Below are 23,306 nucleotides of genomic sequence, written 5' to 3'. Positions count from 1 at the left end.
CTTTACTGATTTGCACTCGATCTTTGCCGCGATTTTATTCGCGATCACCCCTTTTCGTTTGCCTGTGGCAACCAACTGCTTCTATGGTTGCCCTAAGCAACAAATAAAGATCTTTTGGTCAGGAGGTGCCGTGGCCGCACAACGTCACTACGACGAGCTGGCGCGACAGATGAGCGCCTTCGGAGCCGTCAAGAGGGACATGGCGCGGATCATGCCGCACGACTGCCCGACCGGATCGGCCGCCGTTCTCACCCTGCTCAAGCGCTACGGCGACATGCGGATGAGCCGCATGGCCGAGCTGCTCGCCGTGGACGTGTCCGTGGCCAGCAGGCACGTGGCACACGTGGTGGACCGTGACTGGATCGAGCGTCGTCCCGACCCCGCCGACAAGCGTTCGCGCATCCTCAGCCTCACCGACAAGGGCTTGAAGCAGCTGGAGGTGCTCAACGAACTGAGCACCCAACTGCTCGCCGACCGGTTGAGCGACTGGTCCGACGACGAGGTCGATCAGTTGATCACCCTCATGACGCGGCTGCGCGACAGCTTCGGCGACTGCCGCACCGCAGGGGCCCGAACGACGGTTCCGCAGGCCACCACCCGTACACCCGCGTAAGACGTAAGAAAAGGAATCCCATGGCAACAACCACACCGTCCGGTGTGCGGGGCAGCCATCCCAAGCATTCAGGGGCCGCCCCCGGAGCCGGGGCTGCCATGACGCACCGGCAGGTCATGGAGGCGCTGTCCGGGCTGCTGCTCGGCATGTTCGCCGCCATCGTCTCGTCGACGATCGTCACCAACGCCCTGCCGAAGATCATCGGCGACCTGGGCGGCGGCCAGTCCGCGTACACCTGGGTCGTCACGGCCTCGCTGCTCGCCATGACCGCCACCACGCCCCTGTGGGGCAAGATGGCGGACCTGTTCAGCAAGAAGGCCCTGGTCCAGATAGCCCTGATCGTCTACGTGGTGGGCTCGGTCGTCGCGGGTCTCGCGCAGAACCCGGGCATGCTGATCACCGCCCGTGCGATCCAGGGCATCGGCGCCGGCGGTCTGTCCGCCCTGGCGCAGATCATCATGGCCGCCATGATCTCCCCGCGTGAGCGCGGCCGTTACTCCGGTTACCTCGGCGCCACGTTCGCCGTCGCGACCGTCGGTGGCCCGCTGCTCGGCGGCGTCATCACCGACACCGACTGGCTCGGCTGGCGCTACTGCCTCTTCGTCGGTGTGCCCTTCGCGCTGATCGCCCTGATCGTGCTCCAGAAGACGCTGCACCTGCCGGTGCTCAAGCGGAAGGTCAAGGTCGACTGGGCCGGCGCCTTCTTCATCACCGCCGCGGTCTGCCTGCTCCTCATCTGGGTCACCTTCGCCGACGACAAGTACGACTGGCTGTCGTGGCAGACGTACACGATGGTCGGCGGCGCGATCGTGCTCGCCCTGATCTTCGTGCTCGTCGAGGCCAAGGCCGCCGAGCCGATCATCCCGCTGCGCCTCTTCAAGAACCGCACCATCACGCTGGCCTCGGTCGCCTCGCTGTTCGTCGGTGTCGCGATGTTCGCGGGCACCGTGTACTTCTCGCAGTACTTCCAGCTGGCGCGCGGCAAGACGCCCACGATGTCGGGTGTCATGACGATCCCGATGATCGGTGGACTCTTCATCTCCTCCACCGTCTCCGGCCAGATCATCACCCGGACAGGCAAGTGGAAGGCCTGGCTGGTCGCCGGCGGTCTCTTCCTGACCGCGGGCCTGGGTCTGCTCGGCACCATCGAGTACGACACCCCGTACTGGCGCGTCGCGATCTGGATGGCGCTGCTCGGCCTCGGCGTCGGCATGATGATGCAGAACCTCGTGCTGAGCACGCAGAACCAGGTCGCCCCCCAGGATCTCGGTTCCGCCTCCTCGATGGTGACCTTCTTCCGGTCCCTCGGCGGCACCATCGGCGTCTCGGCGCTCGGCTCCGTCATGACCACCCGGATCAGCCACCACGCCACCGACACCATCGGCTCGCTCAGCCCGCAGGAGCAGCAGGCCGCGGGCAAGGCGATGGCCGGCGGCGAGCTGCCGGACATGTCCGCGCTGCCCGGCCCGATCCGCAACTGGCTGGAGGCCGCGTACGGGGCCGGCATCGCCGACATCTTCCTGTACGCCGCGCCCATCGCGTTCCTGGCGTTCGTCTTCACGATCTTCATCAAGGAGGTTCCCCTGCGTACCACCGGAGCCCTCGAACAGGCCGCACAGGGCGACTCGGCGCCCGCCGCCGCCCCGGCCCAGGCCGCTGCCCCGGCGCCCGCGCCGGAGCCGGTGCCGAGCCTGGTCGGCGCGGGTGAGCCCGCGGCCGACACCCAGACCCAGCGGCTCGCCGCCGTGGCCTCGGCCGGTGGCGACGCCCCGGTCGGCGGCGGCACCCCCGTCCGCGGCTTCGTCCGCGGCGCCGAGTCCGCGCCGGTGCCGCGCGCCGCGGTCACGCTGATCTCCCTCGGCGGCCGTCAGCTGGGCCGCGCCGTGGCCCAGGGCGACGGTTCGTACAGCGTCGACGCCCCCGGCGCCGGCTCCTACGTCCTGATCGCGTCGGCCGACGGCTACCAGCCGCAGGCCTCCACGGTCCTCGTCGGCGAGGAGGCGGTCGCGTACGACATCCTGCTCAGCGGGACCAGCGGCCTGACCGGTGTGGTGCGGGCCAGCGAGACCAAGGCGCCGGTCGCCGGGGCCATGGTCATCGTCACCGACGTCCGCGGCGACGTGCTCGCCACGGGTCAGTCCGGCCAGGGCGGCGAGTTCACCTTCGCCGAGCTGGTTCCCGGCCCGGTCACCATCGCCGTGAACGCTCCGGGGCACCGCCCCACCGCGCTGCCCGTCGAGGTCACCGGCTCCGGTGTCACCCGCGTCGAGATCGACCTGAACTCCGGCTCCCAGGTGCAGGGCACCGTCCGGGCCGCGGGCCGCGCGCTGAACGACGCGCGGGTCACGCTGGTGGACGCCGCGGGCAACGTGGTCGCCACCGCCACCACCGGTGAGGACGGCGCGTACGCCTTCACCGACCTGGACGGCGGCGAGTACACCGTCATCGCGACCGGCTACCCGCCGGTGGCCACGGGCCTGAGCGTCAACGGCAGCGGCGTCGACGGCCACGACATCGAACTCGCCCACCCCGGCGAGTGACGAGACCCCGGGCCACCTGAAGGTGTGGTTCGCGCTTTGAGCGGACGCGAACCACACAGGCCCGGTTGTGAGAATGGGCCCCGGACCCGGCGGCGTCGCCACACGGCAGGGGACGGCCGTGACGCAGGCCGGCCGGGGCCCGTCCACGTAAGGGGAGCAATGACCGGCGCCCTTACGTACGTATGAACTTGAGCAAGGAGATCAGAAGCATGGGACTGAGCGCGCGGATCCGCACGCGGGACGGGTGGGCCCTGCCGCACGCCGTCGTCACGGTGACCGACATGACCGGGTCGCAGGTGCTGCGGGCCGAGGCCGATGACGAGGGCGCCGTGCACGACCCGGCCACCCTCGCGCCCGGTCCCTACACGGTCATCGTCACCGCCGTCGGCTACGCACCCGCCGCCTCCACCGCCATGGTGACGGCGAGCGGCCGGGCCGACGTGGGCAGCATCGTGCTGCACCGGCAGGGCGGGGCCGAGCTGCCGCCGCCCGGGCCCTGGATGGTCGACCCGATGCACTCGACGGTCGCGGCGACGGCGCAGCACCTGGGGATCACCTCGGTGCACGGCCGGTTCACCGACTTCTCGGCGCGCATCGACATAGCGCAGGACGTCGAGAAGTCGCGGGTCGAGGCCGTCATCAACGCGGCGTCCATCGACACCGGCAACGGCATGCGCGACGGCCACCTGAAGTCCGCGGACTTCCTGGACGTCGAGACGTACCCGGAGATCACCTACCGGTCGACCGGCATCGAGCCCGCCGGCACCGACCGGTGGACCGTGCACGGCCAGTTGAGCCTGCACGGCATCGCCCGCGAGGTCGACCTCGACCTCAGCTACCTCGGCACCGGCGCCGACCCGTGGGGCGGCACCCGCGCGGCGTTCAAGGCCACGGCCGAGCTGAAGCGCGAGGACTTCGCGATGAACTACAACCAGGTCGTGCAGGCCGGCATCGCGGCGATCGGCGCGACGCTGAAGGTCGAGCTCGACATCCAGGCCGTACAGGGCGACACACTGCCGCAGATGTGACGCCCCGCGGTGTCGGTGGCCGGGGTTAGGGTGCGGTCATGGCTCCGAACATCGCGACCAACACCCGTGTCTCCCGCGACGAGTTGCTCGACTTCGTACGCCCCCGGCACCGCGCCCTCCTCATCACCGCCCGCGCCGACGGGTCCCCGCAGGCCTCACCTCTGACCTGCGGGGTCGACGGCGACGGGCGGATCGTCGTTTCCACGTACCCGGAGCGGGCCAAGACGCGGAACGCGAAGCGGAATCCGCGGGTCAGCCTCGTCGTGCTCAGCGACGAGTGGAACGGGCCGTGGGTGCAGATCGACGGGTCGGCCGAGGTCATCGACTCCCCCGACTCCGTCGAGCCGCTCGTCGAGTACTTCCGGTGCATCTCGGGGGAGCACCCGGACTGGGACGAGTACCGCGAGGCGATGGTCAAGCAGGGCAAGTCCATCATCCGCGTCACCCCGGAGAAGTGGGGCCCCGTGGCCACGGGCGGGTTCCCGGCGCGTCTGGCGTAGGCGGCACCGGCGTTACGGCCACGGGGCTCCGCCCCGGACCCCGCTGCTCAATCGCCGCAGGGGCTTGATTTGGTCGATTCAGGCCCGTGATCAAGCGTCAGATCGACACATTGAAGCCCCGCCGGCGATTGAGGCGCGGGGTCCGGGGCGGAGCCCCGTGGCGTCACGCACGGTTGGCCACGAGGGCCTCGATGCCGGCCACCTGGAGGTCCAGGGCCACCTGGAAGTCGACGTCGCGCATCGCGTCGACGTCGCCCACCTCCTCCACCGCCTCCATCATCCGCTCGGCGTGCCGGAAGTCCTCCGCCATCTCCTCCGGGACGGAGAATGCCGCCATCGCCTTGTGGAAGTACTCGTCCTGCGTGAGGCCCACCTCGGCGCAGCGCTGCCGGAAGTGGCCCTCGACGGTGCCGTAGCCGTACACGAACTGGAAGACGGACGCGACGGCCCCGCGCTGCTGCGGCAGCGAGAGGCCGGTGCGGGCGATCACCCGCTGCACCGCGCGCGAGAACAGCAGCGACTTCGGCCCGATGTTGAGGTAGTTGCCGACGAGCGGCGAGATCCACGGGTGCCGGACCAGCAACCGTCGGTACGTGGAGGCCAGTTCGCGCAACTGCGTCTGCCAGTCCGGCAGCTCGTCCGCGTCCGTGTCCGGGATCTCCAGCTCGCCGAAGGCCTGGTCGAGGGCGAGTTCGAGGAGGTCGTCCTTGGTGTCGACGTACCAGTAGACGGACATCGCGGTGACACCCAGCTCGCCCGCCAGGCGCCGCATGGAGAACTTGGCGAGACCCTCCGCGTCCAGGAGCCGCACCGTCGCCTCGGTGATCCGCTCCCGGTCGAGGCCGCTCGGCTGCTCGGCGCGCCGGCCGCGCGAGGCTCTGGGCTTGGGCTCCGCGGCGCCGTCCGTGTCCTCGAGCCAGACGCTCATCCGCGCTGCCTTCGCCATGGCGTTCCTTCCCAGGGTCTCCTCGTACGCGGGCGGGGCGGCCTGCGCACAGGACCGCTCCCCGCCCGCACCGATGCTAAGCGGAAGTCACCGCTGCGGATTCTGCTCGTTCCGCCCTGCGCAGCAACGCCGCCGCGAGCAGGCCGCCGGCGAGGACCGCGGCCGCGCCGACCAGTTGGCTGGTCTCCAGGCCGGAGGCGAAGGCGTCGCTGATCCGGGCCTTCTCGCCCGCCGAGTCCGCCGCCGCGAGCGCCGCGGGGAACGAGGCCGCGGACACCGCGACGAGCGCGCCGAACCGGGCGTTGAGGACCGCGCCGAGGACGGCGACCCCCAGCCCGTTGCCGAACTCCGCGAGCGTGCCGTTCACGCCCGCGCCCACGCCCGCCTTCTCCGGCGGGATCGCGCTCATGATCGCGTTGGCCATGGCCGGCATGGCGAACGCGATGCCCGCGCCCATGACGACCAGGCCGAGCAGCATGCCGCCGTAGCCGTCGCCGCCGAACACGGCGATCGCCGCGAGCCCCGCCGCCATGCACGTCATGCCCGTCGCGATGAGGAGCGGCGTGCCCGTCTTCGGCAGCAGCCGCGCGCCGACGCCGGTCAGGTTGAGCACGACGACGGTGAGCGCCAGCGGCGCGGTGTGCAGACCGGCCTCCAACGGCCCGTACCCGAGCACGAACTGAAGGTGCTGGGTGAGCAGGAACAGCGAGCCGCCCATGCCGAAGGCGACGAGGATCGCGCCGGTCACCGCGCCCGTGAACTTCTGGTTCCGGAAGAAGTGCATGTCGAGCATCGGGTGCGGGATCCGTAGCTCCCATGCCACGAACGCGGCCATGACGACGATGCCGATCGCGGCCGACGTCAGGGTCGGCGTGGAGGTCCAGCCGTCGTCGGGGCCCGAGATGATCGCGTAGACGATCCCGGTCATGCCGATGGTCGAGAGCAGCGCGCCGAGCAGGTCGGGCCGGTCGCCCTGCGGGTTCTTCGACTCGGGGACGAGCGCGACGACCGCGATCAGGCCGATCACCGCGACCGGGATGTTGATGAGGAAGATCGAGCCCCACCAGAAGTGGTCGAGCATCACGCCGCCGAGCAGCGGTCCGACGGCGAAGCCGAGCGAGTTCACCGTGGCCCACAGGCCGATCGCCTTCACGCGCTCGGCGTCGTCGAAGATCTGCACGACGACCGCGAGCGTGGAGGTCATGAGCAGCGCGCCGCCGACGCCCATGCCGGCCCGCGCGGCGATCAGCTGCCCGGTGGTCCCGGCGAGGCCCGCGACCAGCGAGCCGACGCCGAAGATCGCGAGGCCCGCCGCGAGCATCTTCTTGCGGCCGTAGCGGTCGGAGCTGCTGCCCGCGGTGAGCAGGAGCCCGGACTGGACGAGCGAGTAGGCGCTGATCACCCACTGGATGTCGGACGTCGAGGCGCCCAGCTCCCGGGTGAGGGAGGGGATCGCGACGTTCAGGACGGTGTTGTCGAGCAGCACGGTCAGCTGCGCGAGGCAGATGACGCCGAGGATGATCCAGCGCTGCGGGTGGCCGCCGGACGCGGTGCGGGGTGCCTCGATGGCCGGGTCGGCCGTGGGCGCCATGGGTACTCCTCTACGGTGTACGGGACTGATGTGTCCCGTACACCGTAGAGGTATTGCTGTACGCCGTACAAGCAACTTTTATTCGGGCTGGGTCAGGTCGTAGAACGTGCTGCTTCCGACCGTCACCTTCTTGAAGTTGGCCTCGACCCACTTGGTGATCTTCGAAGCGGAGCCGGAGCTCGAGCCGCCCATGCCGCCGCCGGATCCGCTGCCGATGAAGTAGTGGATCTTCCCGTCCTCGACGTACTGCTTGAACTGGGCGAGCGTCGGGGACGGGTCGGTGCCGTTGAAGCCGCCGATCGCCATGACCGGGTCGCCGGTCGCCAGCTGGTAGCTCGCCTGGTTCTGCGAGCCGACCGTGGCGGCGGCCCAGGTGTAGTCGTCGGCGTTCTGCTGGAGGAGGTTCTTGGCCTTGGCGCTGACCTGGGCGCCGTTGAGGAGGCCACCCATGCCGCCACCGCCACCGCGGCCTCCGGCCTTGGTGCCACCGGTCTTGCCGGTGGCCTTCTGGTTCTGGCCGGGCATGCCGCCGCCGGGGAAGCCGCCCTTGGCGTTGCCGCCGCCGGTCGGGGGCTGCGGCATCGTGCCGCCCTTTCCGGTCTGGCCCGGCTTGCCGCCGCCCGGGAAGCCGCCCTTGCCTGCGCCACCGCCGGGACCGCCCATCATGCTCGACCCGGAGGGACCCGCCGTCACGATCGACCCGGTGTGCCCGGTGTTCAGCGTCGAGACGGTGTACGCGGTCGGCGCGGCCAGCGACGCGACGAGGCCCAACCCGGCCGCGCCGAGCGCCAGTCGACGGTTCAGTCGGCCCGCGAGGGCGAGGCCGAGCCCCGCCACGAGGCCGCCGATCAGCACGGCCCAGCGCAGCCACGGCAGGTAGTCCGAGGTCCGGCCGAGCAGCACGTACGCCCACACGGCCGACGCCACGACCGCCGCGCCCAGCGTCACCGCCCAGGCCACCCGCGCCCGCCGCTCCCACAGCGCCACGGCCCCCATGCCGACGACCGCCGCGAGGTACGGGGCCAGGGCCACCGTGTAGTACTGGTGGAAGATGCCCGCCATGAAGCTGAAGACCAGGCCGGTCATCAGCAGCGAGCCGCCCCACGCGAGGAACGCGGCGCGCGTCAGGTCGGTGCGCCGGACCCTCCACGTCAGGATCACGCCCGCGACCAGCAGAATCAGCGCGGCGGGGAGCAGCCACGAGATCTGGCTGCCGATCTCGGAGTTGAACATCCGGGTGAGGCCCGTCTCGCCCCACTGTCCGGTGCCGCCGCCCATGCCGCCGCCACCGCCGCCGACCGAGCCGGTCTCCTCGCCGTTGATGCGGCCGAGTCCGTTGTAGCCGAAGGTCAGTTCAAGGAACGAGTTGTTCTGGGAGCCCCCGATGTACGGGCGCGAGGACGCGGGCCACAGCTCGACGGCCGCCACCCACCAGCCGCCGGACACGATCATCGCGAGGGCGGCCAGGGCGAGTTGACCGAACCGCTTGCGGACCCGTACCGGCGCGCACACCGCGTAGAGGACCGCCAGCGGCGGCAGGATCAGGAAGGCCTGGAGCGTCTTGGTGAGGAAGGCGAGGCCGACGGCGACGCCCGCCCAGACCAGCCACTTGGTGCGGCCGTGCTCCATGGCGCGCAGCACGCAGTACACCGTGACGGTCATCAGGAGCGCGAGCAGCGCGTCCGGGTTGTTGAAGCGGAACATCAGCGCGGCGACCGGCGTCGTCGCGAGCACCACCATGGCGATCAGGCCCGCGGCGGCGTTGAACCGGCGGCGCACCGCCCCGTACAGCACGCCCGCTGTGGCCACGCCCATCAGGACCTGCGGGGCGAGGATCGCCCAGGAGCTCAGGCCGAAGATCCGGACCGAGAGGCCCATCGGCCACAGCGCGGCCGGCGGCTTGTCGACGGTGATCGCGTTGGCCGCGTCCGACGAGCCGAAGAAGAACGCCTTCCAGCTCTCGCTGCCCGCCTGGGCCGCCGCCGAGTAGAAGGAGTTGGCGTAGCCGGAGGAGGACAGGTTCCAGAAGTAGGCCGCCGCGATCACGAGGAGCATCGCGAGGAAGGCGGGGCGGGCCCAGCGCGGGTCGTCGGGCCTGCCGCGCCACACGCGCGTCAGGAACCCGGCCCGGCGCGGCGGTGATTCGGCGGGCGCCGCGGGCGGCGCTTCGTACGTGGGTCGGATGTCTGTGGTCATCGGAGGGTCCCGGAGTCGGTTTCGTGGCGCTGGTCGTTGAACACCCACGCCCTGAAGAGCAGGAAGCGCAGGATCGTCGCCGCGAGGTTGGCCGCGATCAGCACGATCAGCTCGGTGGAGTGCGCGGGGTTGCCGGACGCGGTCTGGAGCGCGGCGAGCGAGCCGCTGGTCAGCGCCCAGCCGATGCCGAAGACGACGATGCCCTGGGCCTGGTGGCGCACCGCCTTGTCGCGGCCGCGCACCCCGAAGGTGAGTCGCCGGTTGGCCGCCGTGTTGGCGATCGCCGAGACGAACAGGGCCAGCGCGTTGGCGAGCTGCGCCCCCGAGAACGTACGGAACCCGGAGTACAGCAGCAGGTACAGCAGCGTCGACAGGCCGCCCACGACGCAGAAGCCGAGGAGCTGGCGGGCCAGGCCCCTGGGCACGTCGGTGAGGTTGCGGTCGCGCGGGTCGTCGCCGAAGGGGCGGGCGAGCCGGTCGAGGGGGAGCGAGCCGGTGGCGAGCGCCCTGCCGACGCGCCACACGCCCTTGAGGTCGTCGGTCGCGGTCTTGACGATGTGCACGGTCGAGTTCGGGTCGTCGACCCAGTCGACGGGCACCTCGTGGATGCGCAGACCGGCCCGCTCGGCGAGCACGAGGAGTTCGGTGTCGAAGAACCAGCCGGTGTCCTCGACCAGCGGCAGCAGCACCTGCGCGACATCGCGCCGGATCGCCTTGAAGCCGCACTGGGCGTCGGAGAAGCGGGCCTGGAGGGAGCCCCGCAGGATCAGGTTGTAGGTGCGGGAGATGAACTCGCGCTTGGTGCCGCGCACGACGCGGCTCGCGCGGGCGAGCCGGGAGCCGATCGCGAGTTCGGAGTGGCCGGAGATCAGCGGCGCCACCAGCGGCAGCAGGGCGTTCAGGTCGGTGGAGAGGTCCACGTCCATGTACGCGAGGACGGGGGCGTCGGACGCCGACCACACCGTGCGCAGGGCGCGGCCGCGGCCCTTCTGTTCGAGCCGGAAGTTCCGCACCTCGCGGAACTCCTCGGTCAGTCCGTGCGCCACCTTCGGGGTGCTGTCGGTGGAGGCGTTGTCCGCGACGGTGATGCGGAAGGGGTAGGGGAAGGTGCGGACCAGGTGGTGGTGCAGCCTGCGCACGCACTCACCGAGGTCCTTCTCCTCGTTGTAGACGGGGATGACAACGTCCAGGACCGGCGCATCGCCGCTGCCGACCGGGAGGTGCTCCCGCGCCGGCAGCGTTCCGAACCCGGTGGAGGCGGTGGGGTCGATGCCCGGAGAAGAGTCGGTTCGCATGCCACCGACATTCGCCAACTGCCCTGTTAGGGCTGTGTGGTGAAGCTTTGCCCCGCCTGTGAGTACGACGGCGTGAGGGTGACGGGTGCGACATGGGCCGGCAGATGCACCGTGAACACGGTGCGGCCCGGCACGCTGGCGACCGTCACCGTGCCGCCGTGCGCCGCCGCGACGGCCTGCACGATGGCGAGGCCGAGCCCGGTCGAGCCCGCCTTCCGGGACCGCGAGGAGTCGCCCCGCGCGAACCGTTCGAAGACGTGCGGCAGCAGCTCGGGCGGGATGCCGGGGCCGTCGTCCTGGATGTCGAGGCAGACCCAGGGGCCGTGCCGGTGCACGCGGGCGGTGACCGTCGTGCCCGGGGGCGTGTGCGTCCGGGCGTTGGCGAGCAGATTGACCAGGACCTGGTGCAGCCGCGCGGAGTCGGCGAGCACGGTGGCCGGTTCGTCGGGCAGCTCGAGGCGCCAGTCGTGGCCCTGGTCGGCGGCGCGGGCGTCGCTGAGCGCGTCGACGACGAGCGGCGACAGGTCCGTCGGCTCGTACGACAGCGGTCTTCCGGCGTCGAGCCGGGCGAGCAGCAGCAGGTCCTCGACGAGCCCGGTCATCCGGTCCGCCTCGGACTCGATGCGGCCGAGCGCGTGCCGGGTGTCGGGCCCGGTCACCTCGCGGCCGCGCCGGGTGAGTTCGGCGTAGCCGCGGATGGAGGCCAGGGGCGTACGCAGCTCGTGGCTGGCGTCGGCGACGAACTGGCGCACCCGCGTCTCGCTCTGCTGGCGTGCTTCGAGGGCGCCGTGCACATGGTCGAGCATGCGGTTGAGCGCGGCGCCGACCTGGCCGACCTCGGTCCTGGGGTCTGCCTCGGACTCGGGGACTCGTTCGTAGAGGGTCACCTCGCCGCTGTGCAGCGGGAGTTCGGAGACGCGGGTGGCCGTGGCGGCGACGCGGCGCAGCGGCCGCAGATTGACGCCGACCATGATCGCCCCGGCGGCTCCGGCGGCCACGAGTGCGGCGCCGGCGACGAGCAGCTCGGTGACGATCAGCTTGTTGACGGTGGAGTCGACCTGTTCGGTGGGGCGGCCCACGTAGTAGTCGCCGTTGGCCCCGGAGACGTACTGGACGCGGTAGCTGCCGAGGCCGGGGAGGTCGACGGTGTGGGCATGGTGGTCGTCGGCCTGGGGGACCTCTTCCTCCAGGACGTCGAGCACCTCCTGGGACAGCTTCTCCGTCTGGAGCTGCCTGCCGCCGGCGTCGGTCGTGCCCTCGGCGCTGACCTTCCCGTCGACGGCCTGTCCGCCGCTGACCTCGACGCCGATGGTGCCCTCGGGCGAGCCCACGGTCACGAACGCGAGGTCGCCGAAGTCCTTCTGGCCCATGGGACCGGCCCCGGGGAGGTCGCCCTTCGGCCCGCCCGCGCGCATCGCTATGCCGGACACCTGCTTGTCGAGCTCGTCGTACAGGTACGAGTGCAGCGACACGGTCGACACGACGCCGATCACCGCCGCCACCACGGCCATCATCGCGACGGCCGTGACGACGAGCCGGGTGCGCAGCGTCTGGGGCCGGCCCCCGCGCTTCACGACGACGCGGTGGCGGCCACGGCCGGCTTGATCAGGTAACCGGCGCCGCGCCGGGTGTGGATCATCGGCTCGCGCCCGGCGTCGATCTTCCGGCGCAGGTACGAGATGTAGAGCTCGACGACGTTCGCCTGGCCCCCGAAGTCGTACGACCACACGCGGTCCAGGATCTGCGCCTTGCTGAGCACGCGGCGCGGATTGCGCATGAGGAAGCGGAGCAGCTCGAACTCGGTGGCGGTGAGGTGGATGTTGTCCCCGCCGCGCGACACCTCGTGGCTGTCCTCGTCGAGCATCAGATCGCCGACGACGAGCACGGACTCGCTGCGCCGGTCGGCGGCGCCGGTCCTGCGGATCAGCCCGCGCAGGCGTGCGACGACCTCCTCCAGGCTGAACGGCTTGGTGACGTAGTCGTCGCCGCCCGCCGTGAGCCCGGCGATCCGGTCCTCGACGGCGTCCTTCGCGGTCAGGAAGAGCACGGGCACGTCGGGCAGCTCGCGGCGCATCCGGCCGAGCACGCTGAGCCCGTCCATGTCCGGCAGCATCATGTCGAGCACGACGGCGTCGGGGCGGAACTCGCGCGCGGTCTGCACGGCTCCGCCGCCGTCGCTCGCGGTGCGCAGCTGCCAGCCCTCGTAACGCAGGGCCATGGACAGCAGCTCGGTGATGGACTGCTCGTCGTCCACGACAAGCACCCGGACGGGACTCCCGTCCGGCCTCAGCAGTTCGGTACGCCCCTGGGGCGAGGTCGCGGTCATGACGGCAAGCCTGCGCCGCGCCTCTGAGAGCACCCTTTCCCGAACCTGTGAAAACTCTGAGAAACCGATAAGGAGTCGGCGTTCAGCCGAGCCGGAACAGCGCCGCGGCGTTCTCCCTGCACACCGCGCGCACCCAGTCCTCGCCGAGACCGAGCCGCTCGATCGACTCCAGCTGATGCACGTACGGGTACGGAATGTTCGGGAAGTCGGTGCCGAGCAGCACCCGGTCGCCGAGGTCGGCGAGCCTCCCCGACTCGCTCCGTGGGAACGGCGCCTTCCGCTCGACGAAGTCGGTGAACGCCATCGTCGTGTCGAGGCGCACCTGCGGGTACCGCTCCGCGAGGTCGAGGAAGTCGGTGTACTCGGGCATCCCCATGTGCGCGATCACCAGCGGCAGCCGGGGGTGCCGGGCGAGCAGCCGGGCGATGGGCTCGGGGCCCGTGTGCTTTCCGGGCGCGGGGCCCGATCCGCAGTGCGTCACGATCGGTGTCCCGGCCTCGGCGAGCATGCCCCACACGGGGTCGAGCAGCGGATCGTTCGGCTCGTACGCGCCCACCTGCACGTGCGCCTTGAACACCCGGGCGCCCGCCTCCAGTGTCTCGCGCACATACGTCTCGACGCCCGGCTCGGGGAAGAACGTGGCGGTGTGCAGGCAGTCGGGCGTCCGGGCCGCGAAGTCGGCGGCCCATTCGTTCAGCCAGCGCGCCATGCCGGCCTTGTGCGGGTAGAGCATCGAGGTGAAGGCCCGCACCCCGAACTCCCGGAGCCGGCCGAGCCGTTGGTCCTCCTCCTCGCGGTACGTGATCGGCCACTCGGTGCCGACGAGCGGTCCTGCGGAGTCGAAGTAGGCCCACACCTTGCGCAGGACGCGCTCGGGCATGAAGTGGGTGTGCACGTCGACGAGGCCGGGGAGCCGGTGGCGGTCGAGGAAGGCGGCGACCTGGGCGGCCTCGTCCTCGGGCGCGGCGGCGGGGCCGGGGCCAGATCCGTGGGCGGAGGGTGTCTCACTCACGCTCGAACTCCTGGCTGCGCTCCACCTTCGCGACATGCACCGTGTACCGCTCGTACCACTCGGCGCGGCCCTGCTTCTGCACGGCGCGGTGCTCGCCGACGGACCGCCACTGCTCGATGGCGGCGGAGTCGCGGAAGTACGAGACGGTGATGCCGAGCCCGCCGGGATTGCGCGCCGACTCGTGCCCCAGATACCCGGGGATCTCCTTGACCAGCTCGTCCATCCGGTCGGCCGCCTCCCCGTATCCGCGGTCCCCCGGGGTCCGCACGGAGCTGAACACCACGACGTAGTAGGGCGGTTCGAAGGCGGGCAACGGGCGGGGCGCCGCCGCCCCGTCAGCCACATCGGCGTGATCACTCATGACCGTACGATCTCCTGTTCCTCGGCGGGGGAAAAGGGGGCGGGAGGATCGGCGGGGGTCGGGCGGCCGTTCAGCAGGGGTCGGGTCGGCCGTTCAGCGGGGGCCGACCCTTGAATGGGCGCCGGGCCGGCCGTTCAAAAGAGCCCGCCCTGCACCGCCGGCACGTCCCGCACCTCGGGCGCCGCCCCGCCGGCCCCCTCCGGCACGCGCTCCAACGGCCACCCGGCGAGCACCCGCACGTCCACGACGAGCCGCCGCCCGTCGTCCCCCTCCACCAGATGCAGATCGGGTCCGGCCGCGGCGACGACCCTCCCCGCCACGACGGTCCCCTCCCCGAGCCCGCTCACCACGGCGTCCACCCGGTCGACGGCCTCGAGCCCGAACGCCTCCCCGTGATCCACCACCCGGCACGGCAGCCGCTCCAGCGACTCCGGCCAGCCGTCGAGCCCCGCCGCGACGCCGTGCGCCCGCACCAGCTCGGCGGCCCGCTCCGGCTCCGGCGGCAGCCCGCCCCGCACGGACCGCTTCCGCTCGTACGGGATCCGGTCCGGCACCCCGAGCGCCACCCGCAGCAGCTCCTCGGCCCGCCGCGCCGCCATCAGCGGACCGCGTCCCAGCCACGTGAAGGCCACGGCCCCCTGCTCCAACAGCCGATCGCTCCCCCTCCGCGTCCCCGTGATCCCCACCTTCACGAGCCCGTCCCCGAACCACGCCAAATACACGTGGTACGGCCGCGGGTCGTCGGCGATGGTGTCCGCCGCCACGGACCGGGCCCGGTCGATCCCGGCGCACTCCGCGCACTGCGCCCGCGTCCCCCGCACCGGCACGGCGTCCCGCCCCGGGCAGACGGTCCACCGGCCGCCCCGCCACACCCCGAGACACCTCCGCGCCCCGGCCACCCTGAACGCGACCCCCTCCCCGAACCGCACCGGGCTCTCCCGCTCGCCGCCGCCGTCGGCCACCCACCCGAAGACCGGTCGTCCCCCACGCCACCGCATCCCGGTGCACCACCACGTCATACGAGCAGGATGACGCACGCCACTGACAACGCCCTCTGCCCGCGGCAGAACCCGGTCCGGCCCGCGCCCGGCGCTCACTACCGTCAGGCCCCATGACCACGACGATGACCACACGCACGATCGACTACGCGGCCGACGGCCTCACGATGAGCGGACATCTCGCCCTCCCCGCCGGCGACGACCGCAGGCCCGCGGTCCTGGTGGGGCCCGAGGGAGTGGGGCTCAGCGACGTCGAGCGCCGCAGGGCCGACGCGCTCGCCGAGCTGGGATACGTGGCGCTCGCCTTCGACCTGCACGGTGGCCGCTACCTCAGCGATCCGGACGACATGCTGGCCCGCTGCATGCCGCTGCTCGCGGACCCCGACCGGATGCGCGGCATCGGCCACGCGGCGCTCGACGTGCTCCGTGCCGAGCCGCGCACCGACCCGGACCGGATCGCCGCCGTCGGCTACGGCACCGGGGGAGCGATCGCGCTGGAACTCGGGCGCGACGGCGTCGACCTGCGCGCGATCGCGACGGTCAACGCGCTGACCACGGGCCGGCCGGGCGAGGCGGCGCGCATCCGCTGCCCGGTGTGGGCCGGGGTCGGTTCGGAAGACCCGATCATGCCGCCGGAGCAACGGGAGGCGTTCACCGCCGAGATGCAGTCCGCCGACGTCGACTGGCGCCTCACGGTCTACGGCGGCGCCCTCCACGCCTTCCATCACCCGTCGGTCGACCACACGGTCCGCCCCGGCGTCGCCCACCACCCCCGTCACGCCCACCGAGCCTGGCAGGACGTACTGGCCGTCCTCACCGAATGCCTTCCCCTGCCGGCCTGACACCCACCCGCACCCCACCAACGCCAAAGGCCCCGGATCTCTCCGGGGCCTTTGCTTCATGTGCACTCGGCAGGATTCGAACCTGCAACCTTCTGATCCGTAGGCGGGTGCGACGCCACTACGGATCGCTCAAGCGCGATGAGCGAACTGCGCGAACCGATCAGCAGAAGCTGCCCCGAGTCTGCTGCCGTGCGTCGTTGTACGCCTGTGTTGATGTCAGCGGTTGATGTCAGTGGGGCCCGCCGCCGCTCCTCGCCGGGCTGGTCAGGGGCAACCGCGACCTTGCCGATTGCATATACAACCAGGATCATGTGCCGAGGGGTAAGTCACAAAAGCTCGGGGAGGGGCGCGTGATACCTGAGTGGGGGAATGATGGGTTTTTGCCGCCTGGCAGGTACAGAGTCAGCCCCGAGGGCGCAGAAGAACTGCTAGTCAAGGGCAGGATCTTCAACGAGTCAGAGACGCGATCTCGGCTCTGGACGGGCTTAGAGAGCTACCTCAGCCGCTTCTTTGATCTTGAGGAGCGCCACAGTGCGGCTGTCGACGGCATCCCGTTGGTGCATGCGGTCTGGCTCGGAGGAAGTTATGTCAGTACGAAGGTGAATCCGCAGAACATCGATCTCACCGTCTTGATCGACGATCGCACCGCATCGGCCATGAAGGGGCTACCAGGCACGCGGTGGCTCGTCGACGCCTTCAAGCGAGAGTCGAGACTGGCTGAGTTCGGAGTGTCACCTCTCCTGGTTCGATACAGGCCGATCGTCTCCGTGTTCCGTGCCGAGCGTTTGGATGCAGAGGATCAGGCGTACCTTCGTGAGAGAGGAGCGTGGGATGACTGGTGGCAGCGTTGTCGGTCCTCTGGGGTAGACAAGAGTGAGCCCACCATCGAAAGTGCGGCACCACGGCGCGGCTACCTGGAGGTGACCCTATGAGCGCGACCTGGCGGCAACGTGCTCTAGAGCGGAACCGCGAGGCGAACAGGCGCTTCTTTGCGGAGGTGGCTGACCCTCCATCCAGCGATGACCAGTTCGACGAAGAGCTGAGGCGGCATTGGCTGGAGGCGGCTCGTCACTACGACCCTCAGGCCGCACTCTCAGAAGAGTTGACCGTGCGGCTCCGTGGCGAGGCCGCAGAGCAAGGAGTCTTGGACTTCCGCATCGGCGATGCCTTACTCAAGCCGCTTCGTGATGGAGTTTCAGCGGCCGCTAGGAAAGATGTCGAGCTGGAGCTGACTGGGCTTTCTCACGGAAGTACCGTTCTACACGTACGCCCAAAGGTAGAGGCCAGCGCCGACGAGGAAATGGCAGAGGCCATGGGTCGGATTGATTCATCGACAGCAGACCCCGCCATGCGGGATCTGCTGAAGCTCGTTGACGCCGCAGAGAATGAGCAGGATGTCCGTCAGTGGGAGCGCATAATCCCGGGCCTCGATGGGGTTGTGTTGGCTTTGGATAAGTTCGATCTCTCCATGGAGATGCGGTGGCGCAGCCTCGACGGCGCTGTGCGATCCTCGCGACTTTCAGGACGCGGGAAGGAATACGTTCGAGGCCTTCGCGAGTTGAAAACGTACAGGTCACAGGCGGTCGTCACTGGCAAGATCACTGAACTGCGCATGTCCGGCTTGGTCAAGGTCAAAACAGGTTCAACTCGTCGATCGAAGGCGTATGACGTTCACATCGAGCCAGATGACCTGATTGACATGCACCTTGAGCTAGGGGTTTCTGTTTCCTTCCTCGTTCAAGTAGTGAAGAGGATGGATATGATCGGCCGGGAACGATCGACCGAGTATCGGTTCTTGCGAGTTGCAGAAGGCCAGGAGCAACTCTTTGAGGGCTAATGAACCGCAGATTTCAGGCCCTTCCAGGGGTATCTATTGACCCCCGGAAGGGGCTCTACGCGCTCCGGGGTGCAGTGAACGCAATTACGGGCACGCCTGCGTTCATGTCAGGGATTGCTGTCTGCAGGCGCCTTGCCCACTGCCAGGAGGTGGGAGCTGGCAGCGAGCAGCTCCGGGTACGGCTCTGCCATGCGAGCTGCCTCTAGAGCGGAAGCAATCAGCTCATCCGTGGGCCCCTCGCCCGGCTGCTGCTCGGCAGCCTTCACGAGAGACCACGCCGGCCCCTCGATGCCAAAGACCTGAACATCCGTGAGCCCTGACTCGACCAGCTCCGCAACCAGCTCTTCGGCACGGTGAAAGTGAGCCAAGGTGAAGCCGCGGACACCGTCGTACTCGCCCGTCGCCAGGATCTTGGAGACGGATTCCCGCATCCGCTCTGTGTGCAGGTGGGCATACGACACGTGCTCGAACAATGAGGCGTAGCGGTTGATCGCGGCGGCAGCGACCAGTCCACCGGGCTTCACCACGCGGTGAGCCTCAGCGAGGGCTTTCCGCCGGTCGTCAGCATCCGGCAGGTGGTAGAGCGGCCCGAGAAGCTGCACAACATCGAAGCTGTTGTCCGACTCCCCCAGGTCGCGAGCGTCCCCCACGTGGGCGGAACAGATAGCCGAGGCAGTCTCGACGTGACGAGGCACGGGGTCGACGAGGGTGACCTCGTAACCGTCCTTCACGAGCCATTCGGCGTGGATGCCCGTGGCGCCGCCCACGTCCAGCACACGCGCAGGAGCCTCCGGCAGGAAGCGTCGAAGCAGCTCCTGAGTCCTGACCAGCTCCATGCGTCCGTCCGCTGAGCTGCGCAAACGCTTATCTTCGTCCACTGTCTCGCCGTAGAACCGCATCACGGAAGGAGCCAATTCGAGATTCGCCATACCCGGAGTATCGTGTGTACCGGTGGACCAGTCCAGTACGGAGAAGGGGAAGCCATGGCCGTCCTGAAATACGAAGAGATCGCAGAGTCCCTGCGCGCTCGCATCGCGGCTGGTGAGTTCGCCCCAGGAACCACGATCCCGTCTGGCCGCGACCTGGCCGAACAGTGGTCGGTGTCGCGGGCAACCGCCATCAAGGCCGTCGATGTCCTGCGCAGCGACGGAGTGGTGGTCGCCAGGCAAGGCACCGGCTTCGTCGTCACAGAAACACCCGTAGCTCGCCCCGCCGGCGCCCGACGTGCTGGCAGTGCACGCGTCACAGGCGGGATGCCGTTCGCGCGGATCGGCGCGCCTGACTGGGCAGAGCCGTCCGCTCGCGTCGCGAATGCGCTGGGGATCGATGCCGGCGTGGCGGCCCTCCGACGCAAGCGGGTACTTCAGCTCCCAGACGGTAGTCCGCACAGCTACGTGGAGGCATGGTTCCCTCCAGAGATCGGAGAAGCCGCGCCAAGGCTCGCCGACACCGCGCCGCTCGCCGAGGGGACTACGCGGTACGTCCGCAGGCAGACCGGGCGCGCCCCCGCCGAGGGGGTGGATGTGACGACCGTGCGTCTCGCCACCGAGGAGGAAGCCGCCCAACTGGCAGTACCCATGCCAACGGCCGTCGCTGTCGTCCTCCACACCGCGCACGACCAAGAGGGGCGCCCGCTGGTCTGCGAGGAGGGGGTCACGCCGTCAGCACTCTTCGAACAGGTGGAGACGTACGAGATGTAGCAGGCAGGAAAATGGAGCTGGACCGGTCCGCCGGTCCAGCTTTTTTGATGCTTCGTCAAGCGCTCTGACCTGCATCTACGCTGCAATTCCAATCTCAAGTGCCGTTTCACCGCTTGACTGGACCGGTCCACCGGTCCAGTCTGTTGGTGCGGCGCCGATCCACCGGATCGGTTCTGGCCCGGGATGGCTTCTTGCGTGCTGAGGAGCCCCGCGCTGGTGGTCGCTTGAGAACTGAACAGAGTGCTGAGGGAATCCCGCCCCACCTCGCGCCAAGTGGGCGGGCGCGTACGGGTTCTGCCCCGTGCGCGGAACAGCGCATCTCGACCTTTCCGCAGCTCATATCGGCTGCGGCCGGTTGCCTCCGCCGCTCGCCCGTCTCGTGCGAGCGGCGCTGAGGGGAGCCGGGAACTTCCGACTTCAACGGCGCGCACCCCCCGGAGTAGCCGCTCCGAGGGGTGCTTTCGGGCCGTACCTACTGCTAGGGAGACACGACCCATGAACCACATCGTCACTGTTCAGGACGCTGTTACCGCGTTTGCTCCGGACCTGGAGCCCACGAACGCTGAACTGGACGCGATCGAGCGCGAGATGCCCGTCATCCTCGCGGACGTCGACCTGCTCGACGCCACGATCGCCACCCTCGACCGCACGCCGACCGAGCTGGACGAGCGGCGTATCCGCCGTGCTCGCCGGCGGGCGCTGGCCGCGCGCTGCGAGCTGGTCAACCAGACCGCCACTCTCGGCTACGCCGGCGGTGCGGCGTGAGTCTGCATCGCAAGGGGCGGGCCGCCCTCGTTCTGGCCCTGGTGGTCGTCGTCGGCATGGCGTTCCGGGTGTCCTGGAACGCGCTGCGCGACATCGCGAACGCAGTCGGCGCGGACGACACCGCGGCGCGGCTGTACCCGTTCGTCGTCGACGGTCTGATGGCGCTGGCCCTGGTCGCCACGCTCGTGCTCGCAGGCCGCGACCGGACCTTCGCGCTGCGGGTGCTGGGCGCCTACACCGCCGCCTCGCTCGTCCTCAACTACGTGCACGGTCTCGTGCCGGAGCTCCACGGCCGATCGGTCGACTGGACTCGACTGGCCGACTGGGACCCGGCCAACTGGTTGCTGGTGCTGCTCGCGACGTCGCTTCCGGTCGGGTCGATCTACTTCGGCTCCGACCTGGTGGCCAAGGTGCTGCACCACCGTCCGGCCGACAGCACGAATATGCAGGAAACGGCACAGGTCGATTCAAATCGGTCTACCTCTGACGTTGCCGGGTCGGCCGAACCGGCGGTGTCCGCGGTGGTCGATCCCCTGCCGCTCACGTCCGGTGAGTCGGACGGACCGGTCGACGTGGCGTCGACTGGTCGGGAGCCGGTTCGGGCGGTGGCCGCGGAGTCGAGTCGAGCGCGCCGGGCGACCGGTCGCGTGCCGGAGCTGGCCCGGTCGACCCGCCCGCGCCGTACCCCCGAGGAACTGCTCGCGGAGGCCCGGTCCGTGACTGCGGAGTGGCCGGATGCGCGGCTGACCGCCGAGGGCATCCGTAAGGCGGTGCGCACGTCGCCGGAGAAGGCGCGCGGTCTGCGCGAGGCGCTGCGCGCCGAACGCGCCGCCACGGCGGCCGAGGAGACGGGCCAGCCGGCGCTCGAAGGGGTGGCGGGCTGATGCCGACGGCGTACAGCAAGTGCTACGACCCCACCGGCGCCCGGTACGGGATACCGACCTACCCGTGGCGCTACGCGCCGCCCGGTCTGGCCACCCGTCGACAGCTGCGGGCGAAGGGGCTGCGCCCGGGCGGCCAGGAGGTGTGCGCGCAGTTGATGCTGCGGCACCGCGGCCGCAGGTCCGGCGCGATGGTCGCCTACCTCTACCGCGAGGACCGGGCGAAGCCCGTGCGGCCGATGACCTCGCGGAAGTGGGGTGCGCTCGCGCTGGCGATGCTCGCCCGCCGCACCTGCCCGGTCTGCGAGATCACCTACAGCTACTGCCTGCCGACGTCGCTCGGCATGTGCCTGCTGTGCCACGACGCCCAACAAACCCGGTGAGGAGCCTTCTCGTGAGCAGCGACCCCACGTCCACGCCCGCGCCTGTGCCGGATGCGTCCGGGATGGTGCCGTACTTCTACGTGGCGACCGTGCAGGGCCCGCGCGGGGAGCTGATGACGCGTTCCAACGTGGTCAGCTTCAACCCGCAGGTCATGACGCGTTCCCAGGTGTACGCGAAGATCCGCGAGGAGATCGCGGGACAGCTCGGTTTCGGCGGCTTCAACGTGCTGTTCTTCTCGCTCGGACCCGAACGGTTCTGAGCTGGCGCGCCGCGCTCTGCCGCGCGCCCACCCCGACCCCTCTTTCGGCAACTTCCCTATCTGAGCTGGGAGTTTCGCTGTGTCGTCTCGTACCTCGTCCCGTGTCCGCGCCGCGAAGGTTCCTGCCGGGGCCACCGTCATCAAGATGCCGCGCCAGCGCCGTTCCGGCCGGCGCGCTCAGCCGTTCGTCGTGGTCGTTCCGGCCGAACGCCACTCGCTTTCGCGCCGGTTGGCCGAGTGGGCCGGGCTGGCGCTGTGGGAGCACCGCCGCGCCATCGCCCCGACCGCGCTCGCGCTCGCCGCGTTCCCGCTGACCGCGATCCTGCACGCGCTGGCCTGGTGGTCCGGGCTGCTGCTCGCCCCGGTCGCGGCGGGACCGCTGGTGTGGCTGCTCGTGACGCAGCGCCGCCGCCCCGCCGCCACGCGCTCCGTGCTCGGCTGGCGGGTCGGGCTCGCGCTGCTGTCCACGACCGCGGTGGCCTGGATGGCGCTCGCCGCCGGCTTCGGGCCGCTCGCGGGCCCGCTCCCGCTGCTGTGGCTGCTGACCGCCACCGCCGCGCAGACCACGTGGCTGATCGTCCGCCGCACCCGCTGACCTGAGGAGATGCCCCGATGGCAGACGTCGGATCCTTCAACCGCGCCCAGAACCGCCGTGCTCAGCAGGCGCAGCGCGGCAACCGCCCGCTGATCGACGAGAACGGCAACAAGTCCAACAAGTTCGCCAACGCCGGGGCCGCCGCGGGCGGCTTCATCGGCGCCATGGGCGGCTCGTTCGCCCCGCCCATCAACATCACCTACAACAACAACCGCGGTAGCGGCGAGGCCAACATCGGTATCGGTGGCGGGGGCGGTCGCCCGCACTCGCAGGCCCTGCTGCCGGCCCCGGAGTTCACCTCGCCGGCGCAGGTGCGCAACTACTGCAACCACCTGCGCGCGGTGTGCGTGTCGCTCTCGATCGAGGTCGCCATGGGCGCCGAAATCCTCAAGGGCGTGCTCTCGACCGTCCCGGACCCGGAGGGCCGGTTGGGCGGCTCGCGGATCCGCGCGATGCGGGTCTCGCGCAAGCTCAAGCGCTCCGCGGACGCCGCCCGTGATGCGGCGAAGAACGCCGCCGCCACCTACGCGACGTTCCAGCAGCAGTACGAGGAAGAGATCAACCGCGTCCGCCACCGCGCGCGGCGCCCGCAGGGGCCGCGCATGGACTGGGCCCAGCAGTAGAGGAGGCACGACAT

24 protein-coding genes are annotated in these 23,306 nt (G+C 70.2%); 14 read left to right on the top strand and 10 right to left on the bottom strand.

From position 1 onward, the window contains the following. Window positions 1–130 precede the first annotated feature (130 nt). The 4 genes from ACTWJ8_RS20725 to ACTWJ8_RS20710 all read left to right on the top strand — a co-directional run bounded on the left by ACTWJ8_RS20725 (window position 131) and on the right by ACTWJ8_RS20710 (window position 4,681). A complete protein-coding gene (locus ACTWJ8_RS20725; RefSeq protein WP_356386276.1) occupies window positions 131–613 on the top strand; it encodes a MarR family winged helix-turn-helix transcriptional regulator in 483 nt (160 codons plus the stop codon). A 20-nt stretch (window positions 614–633) separates the two neighbouring features. Beyond that, the gene (locus ACTWJ8_RS20720) at window positions 634–3,153 is read left to right on the top strand and encodes an MFS transporter (RefSeq protein WP_356386279.1); all 2,520 of its coding nucleotides are present in this window, start codon (window positions 634–636) and stop codon (window positions 3,151–3,153) included. Between the two features lie 209 nt (window positions 3,154–3,362). Next, window positions 3,363–4,181 (top strand): YceI family protein, encoded by an 819-nt coding sequence (locus tag ACTWJ8_RS20715; protein ID WP_443259984.1) that lies wholly within the window; start codon window positions 3,363–3,365, stop codon window positions 4,179–4,181. Window positions 4,182–4,219: 38 nt separating this feature from the next. Continuing rightward, window positions 4,220–4,681, top strand: coding sequence for a PPOX class F420-dependent oxidoreductase (locus tag ACTWJ8_RS20710; RefSeq protein WP_356386285.1), 462 nt, complete (start codon window positions 4,220–4,222; stop codon window positions 4,679–4,681). 163 nt (window positions 4,682–4,844) lie between these two features. Here the strand turns inward: ACTWJ8_RS20710 and ACTWJ8_RS20705 are convergent, their stop codons facing one another. The 9 genes from ACTWJ8_RS20705 to ACTWJ8_RS20665 all read right to left on the bottom strand — a co-directional run bounded on the left by ACTWJ8_RS20705 (window position 4,845) and on the right by ACTWJ8_RS20665 (window position 15,427). After that, entirely contained in the window at window positions 4,845–5,627 is a 783-nt protein-coding gene (locus ACTWJ8_RS20705; protein WP_443259983.1) for a TetR/AcrR family transcriptional regulator, read from the bottom strand. A gap of 76 nt (window positions 5,628–5,703) precedes the next feature. Beyond that, window positions 5,704–7,218 carry an MFS transporter gene (locus ACTWJ8_RS20700; RefSeq protein WP_356386291.1) on the bottom strand — a complete coding sequence of 505 codons (1,515 nt, stop codon included), beginning with the start codon at window positions 7,216–7,218 and terminating at the stop codon, window positions 5,704–5,706. Between the two features lie 78 nt (window positions 7,219–7,296). Beyond that, the gene (locus tag ACTWJ8_RS20695) at window positions 7,297–9,414 is read right to left on the bottom strand and encodes an ArnT family glycosyltransferase (RefSeq protein ID WP_443259982.1); all 2,118 of its coding nucleotides are present in this window, start codon (window positions 9,412–9,414) and stop codon (window positions 7,297–7,299) included. Beyond that, window positions 9,411–10,709, bottom strand: a complete 1,299-nt coding sequence (locus tag ACTWJ8_RS20690) for a bifunctional glycosyltransferase family 2/GtrA family protein (RefSeq protein WP_356386297.1) — start codon at window positions 10,707–10,709, stop codon at window positions 9,411–9,413. The genes ACTWJ8_RS20695 and ACTWJ8_RS20690 overlap by 4 nt, the downstream gene beginning before the upstream one ends. Before the next feature lie 26 nt (window positions 10,710–10,735). Beyond that, a complete protein-coding gene (locus ACTWJ8_RS20685) occupies window positions 10,736–12,283 on the bottom strand; it encodes a HAMP domain-containing sensor histidine kinase (RefSeq protein WP_443259981.1) in 1,548 nt (515 codons plus the stop codon). Beyond that, window positions 12,280–13,035, bottom strand: coding sequence for a response regulator transcription factor (locus ACTWJ8_RS20680; RefSeq protein ID WP_356386300.1), 756 nt, complete (start codon window positions 13,033–13,035; stop codon window positions 12,280–12,282). The genes ACTWJ8_RS20685 and ACTWJ8_RS20680 overlap by 4 nt, the downstream gene beginning before the upstream one ends. Before the next feature lie 82 nt (window positions 13,036–13,117). Further along, on the bottom strand, window positions 13,118–14,083 hold the full coding sequence (locus ACTWJ8_RS20675; protein ID WP_443259980.1) for an amidohydrolase family protein: 966 nt from the start codon (window positions 14,081–14,083) through the stop codon (window positions 13,118–13,120). After that, on the bottom strand, window positions 14,040–14,408 hold the full coding sequence (locus ACTWJ8_RS20670; RefSeq protein WP_356386306.1) for an antibiotic biosynthesis monooxygenase family protein: 369 nt from the start codon (window positions 14,406–14,408) through the stop codon (window positions 14,040–14,042). Before ACTWJ8_RS20670 ends, ACTWJ8_RS20675 begins: the two co-directional genes overlap by 44 nt. Before the next feature lie 134 nt (window positions 14,409–14,542). Beyond that, window positions 14,543–15,427 carry a DUF2797 domain-containing protein gene (locus ACTWJ8_RS20665; protein WP_443259979.1) on the bottom strand — a complete coding sequence of 295 codons (885 nt, stop codon included), beginning with the start codon at window positions 15,425–15,427 and terminating at the stop codon, window positions 14,543–14,545. Window positions 15,428–15,519: 92 nt separating this feature from the next. On the opposite strand from ACTWJ8_RS20665, the gene ACTWJ8_RS20660 reads away from it, so the two are divergent. The 3 genes from ACTWJ8_RS20660 (at window position 15,520) to ACTWJ8_RS20650 (ending at window position 18,085) form a co-directional block, all read left to right on the top strand. After that, window positions 15,520–16,248, top strand: coding sequence for a dienelactone hydrolase family protein (locus ACTWJ8_RS20660; protein WP_356386311.1), 729 nt, complete (start codon window positions 15,520–15,522; stop codon window positions 16,246–16,248). Window positions 16,249–16,598: 350 nt separating this feature from the next. Further along, window positions 16,599–17,180: a DUF6932 family protein gene (locus tag ACTWJ8_RS20655; protein ID WP_443259978.1), complete on the top strand. Its 582-nt coding sequence runs from the start codon at window positions 16,599–16,601 to the stop codon at window positions 17,178–17,180. Further along, window positions 17,177–18,085 (top strand): hypothetical protein, encoded by a 909-nt coding sequence (locus ACTWJ8_RS20650; protein WP_443259977.1) that lies wholly within the window; start codon window positions 17,177–17,179, stop codon window positions 18,083–18,085. The genes ACTWJ8_RS20655 and ACTWJ8_RS20650 overlap by 4 nt, the downstream gene beginning before the upstream one ends. Window positions 18,086–18,192: 107 nt before the next feature. Here ACTWJ8_RS20650 and ACTWJ8_RS20645 read toward each other — a convergent pair whose 3' ends face one another. Beyond that, complete coding sequence (locus tag ACTWJ8_RS20645) at window positions 18,193–19,014, bottom strand: class I SAM-dependent methyltransferase (RefSeq protein ID WP_443259976.1); 822 nt, start codon at window positions 19,012–19,014, stop codon at window positions 18,193–18,195. 54 nt (window positions 19,015–19,068) lie between these two features. Between ACTWJ8_RS20645 and ACTWJ8_RS20640 the strand changes: the two genes are divergently transcribed. From ACTWJ8_RS20640 to traA, 7 genes are all read left to right on the top strand, one after another. Next, complete coding sequence (locus ACTWJ8_RS20640; protein WP_443259975.1) at window positions 19,069–19,785, top strand: GntR family transcriptional regulator; 717 nt, start codon at window positions 19,069–19,071, stop codon at window positions 19,783–19,785. 495 nt (window positions 19,786–20,280) lie between these two features. Next, entirely contained in the window at window positions 20,281–20,550 is a 270-nt protein-coding gene (locus tag ACTWJ8_RS20635) for a DUF6284 family protein (protein ID WP_443259974.1), read from the top strand. Window positions 20,551–20,552: 2 nt separating this feature from the next. Next, complete coding sequence (locus ACTWJ8_RS20630; protein ID WP_443264946.1) at window positions 20,553–21,434, top strand: DUF2637 domain-containing protein; 882 nt, start codon at window positions 20,553–20,555, stop codon at window positions 21,432–21,434. After that, window positions 21,434–21,814 (top strand): RRQRL motif-containing zinc-binding protein, encoded by a 381-nt coding sequence (locus ACTWJ8_RS20625; protein ID WP_443259973.1) that lies wholly within the window; start codon window positions 21,434–21,436, stop codon window positions 21,812–21,814. The genes ACTWJ8_RS20630 and ACTWJ8_RS20625 overlap by 1 nt, the downstream gene beginning before the upstream one ends. Before the next feature lie 11 nt (window positions 21,815–21,825). Beyond that, window positions 21,826–22,074, top strand: a complete 249-nt coding sequence (locus ACTWJ8_RS20620) for a hypothetical protein (protein ID WP_443259972.1) — start codon at window positions 21,826–21,828, stop codon at window positions 22,072–22,074. A gap of 79 nt (window positions 22,075–22,153) precedes the next feature. Then, entirely contained in the window at window positions 22,154–22,669 is a 516-nt protein-coding gene (locus ACTWJ8_RS20615) for a hypothetical protein (RefSeq protein ID WP_443259971.1), read from the top strand. Window positions 22,670–22,686: 17 nt separating this feature from the next. Then, complete coding sequence (gene traA / locus ACTWJ8_RS20610; protein WP_443259970.1) at window positions 22,687–23,292, top strand: plasmid transfer protein TraA; 606 nt, start codon at window positions 22,687–22,689, stop codon at window positions 23,290–23,292. Window positions 23,293–23,306: the final 14 nt, after the last annotated feature.

Source organism: Streptomyces sp. SDT5-1, assembly GCF_052245995.1.
Lineage (GTDB): Bacteria > Actinomycetota > Actinomycetes > Streptomycetales > Streptomycetaceae > Streptomyces.
This window is presented reverse-complemented; position numbering and strand designations above follow the sequence as displayed.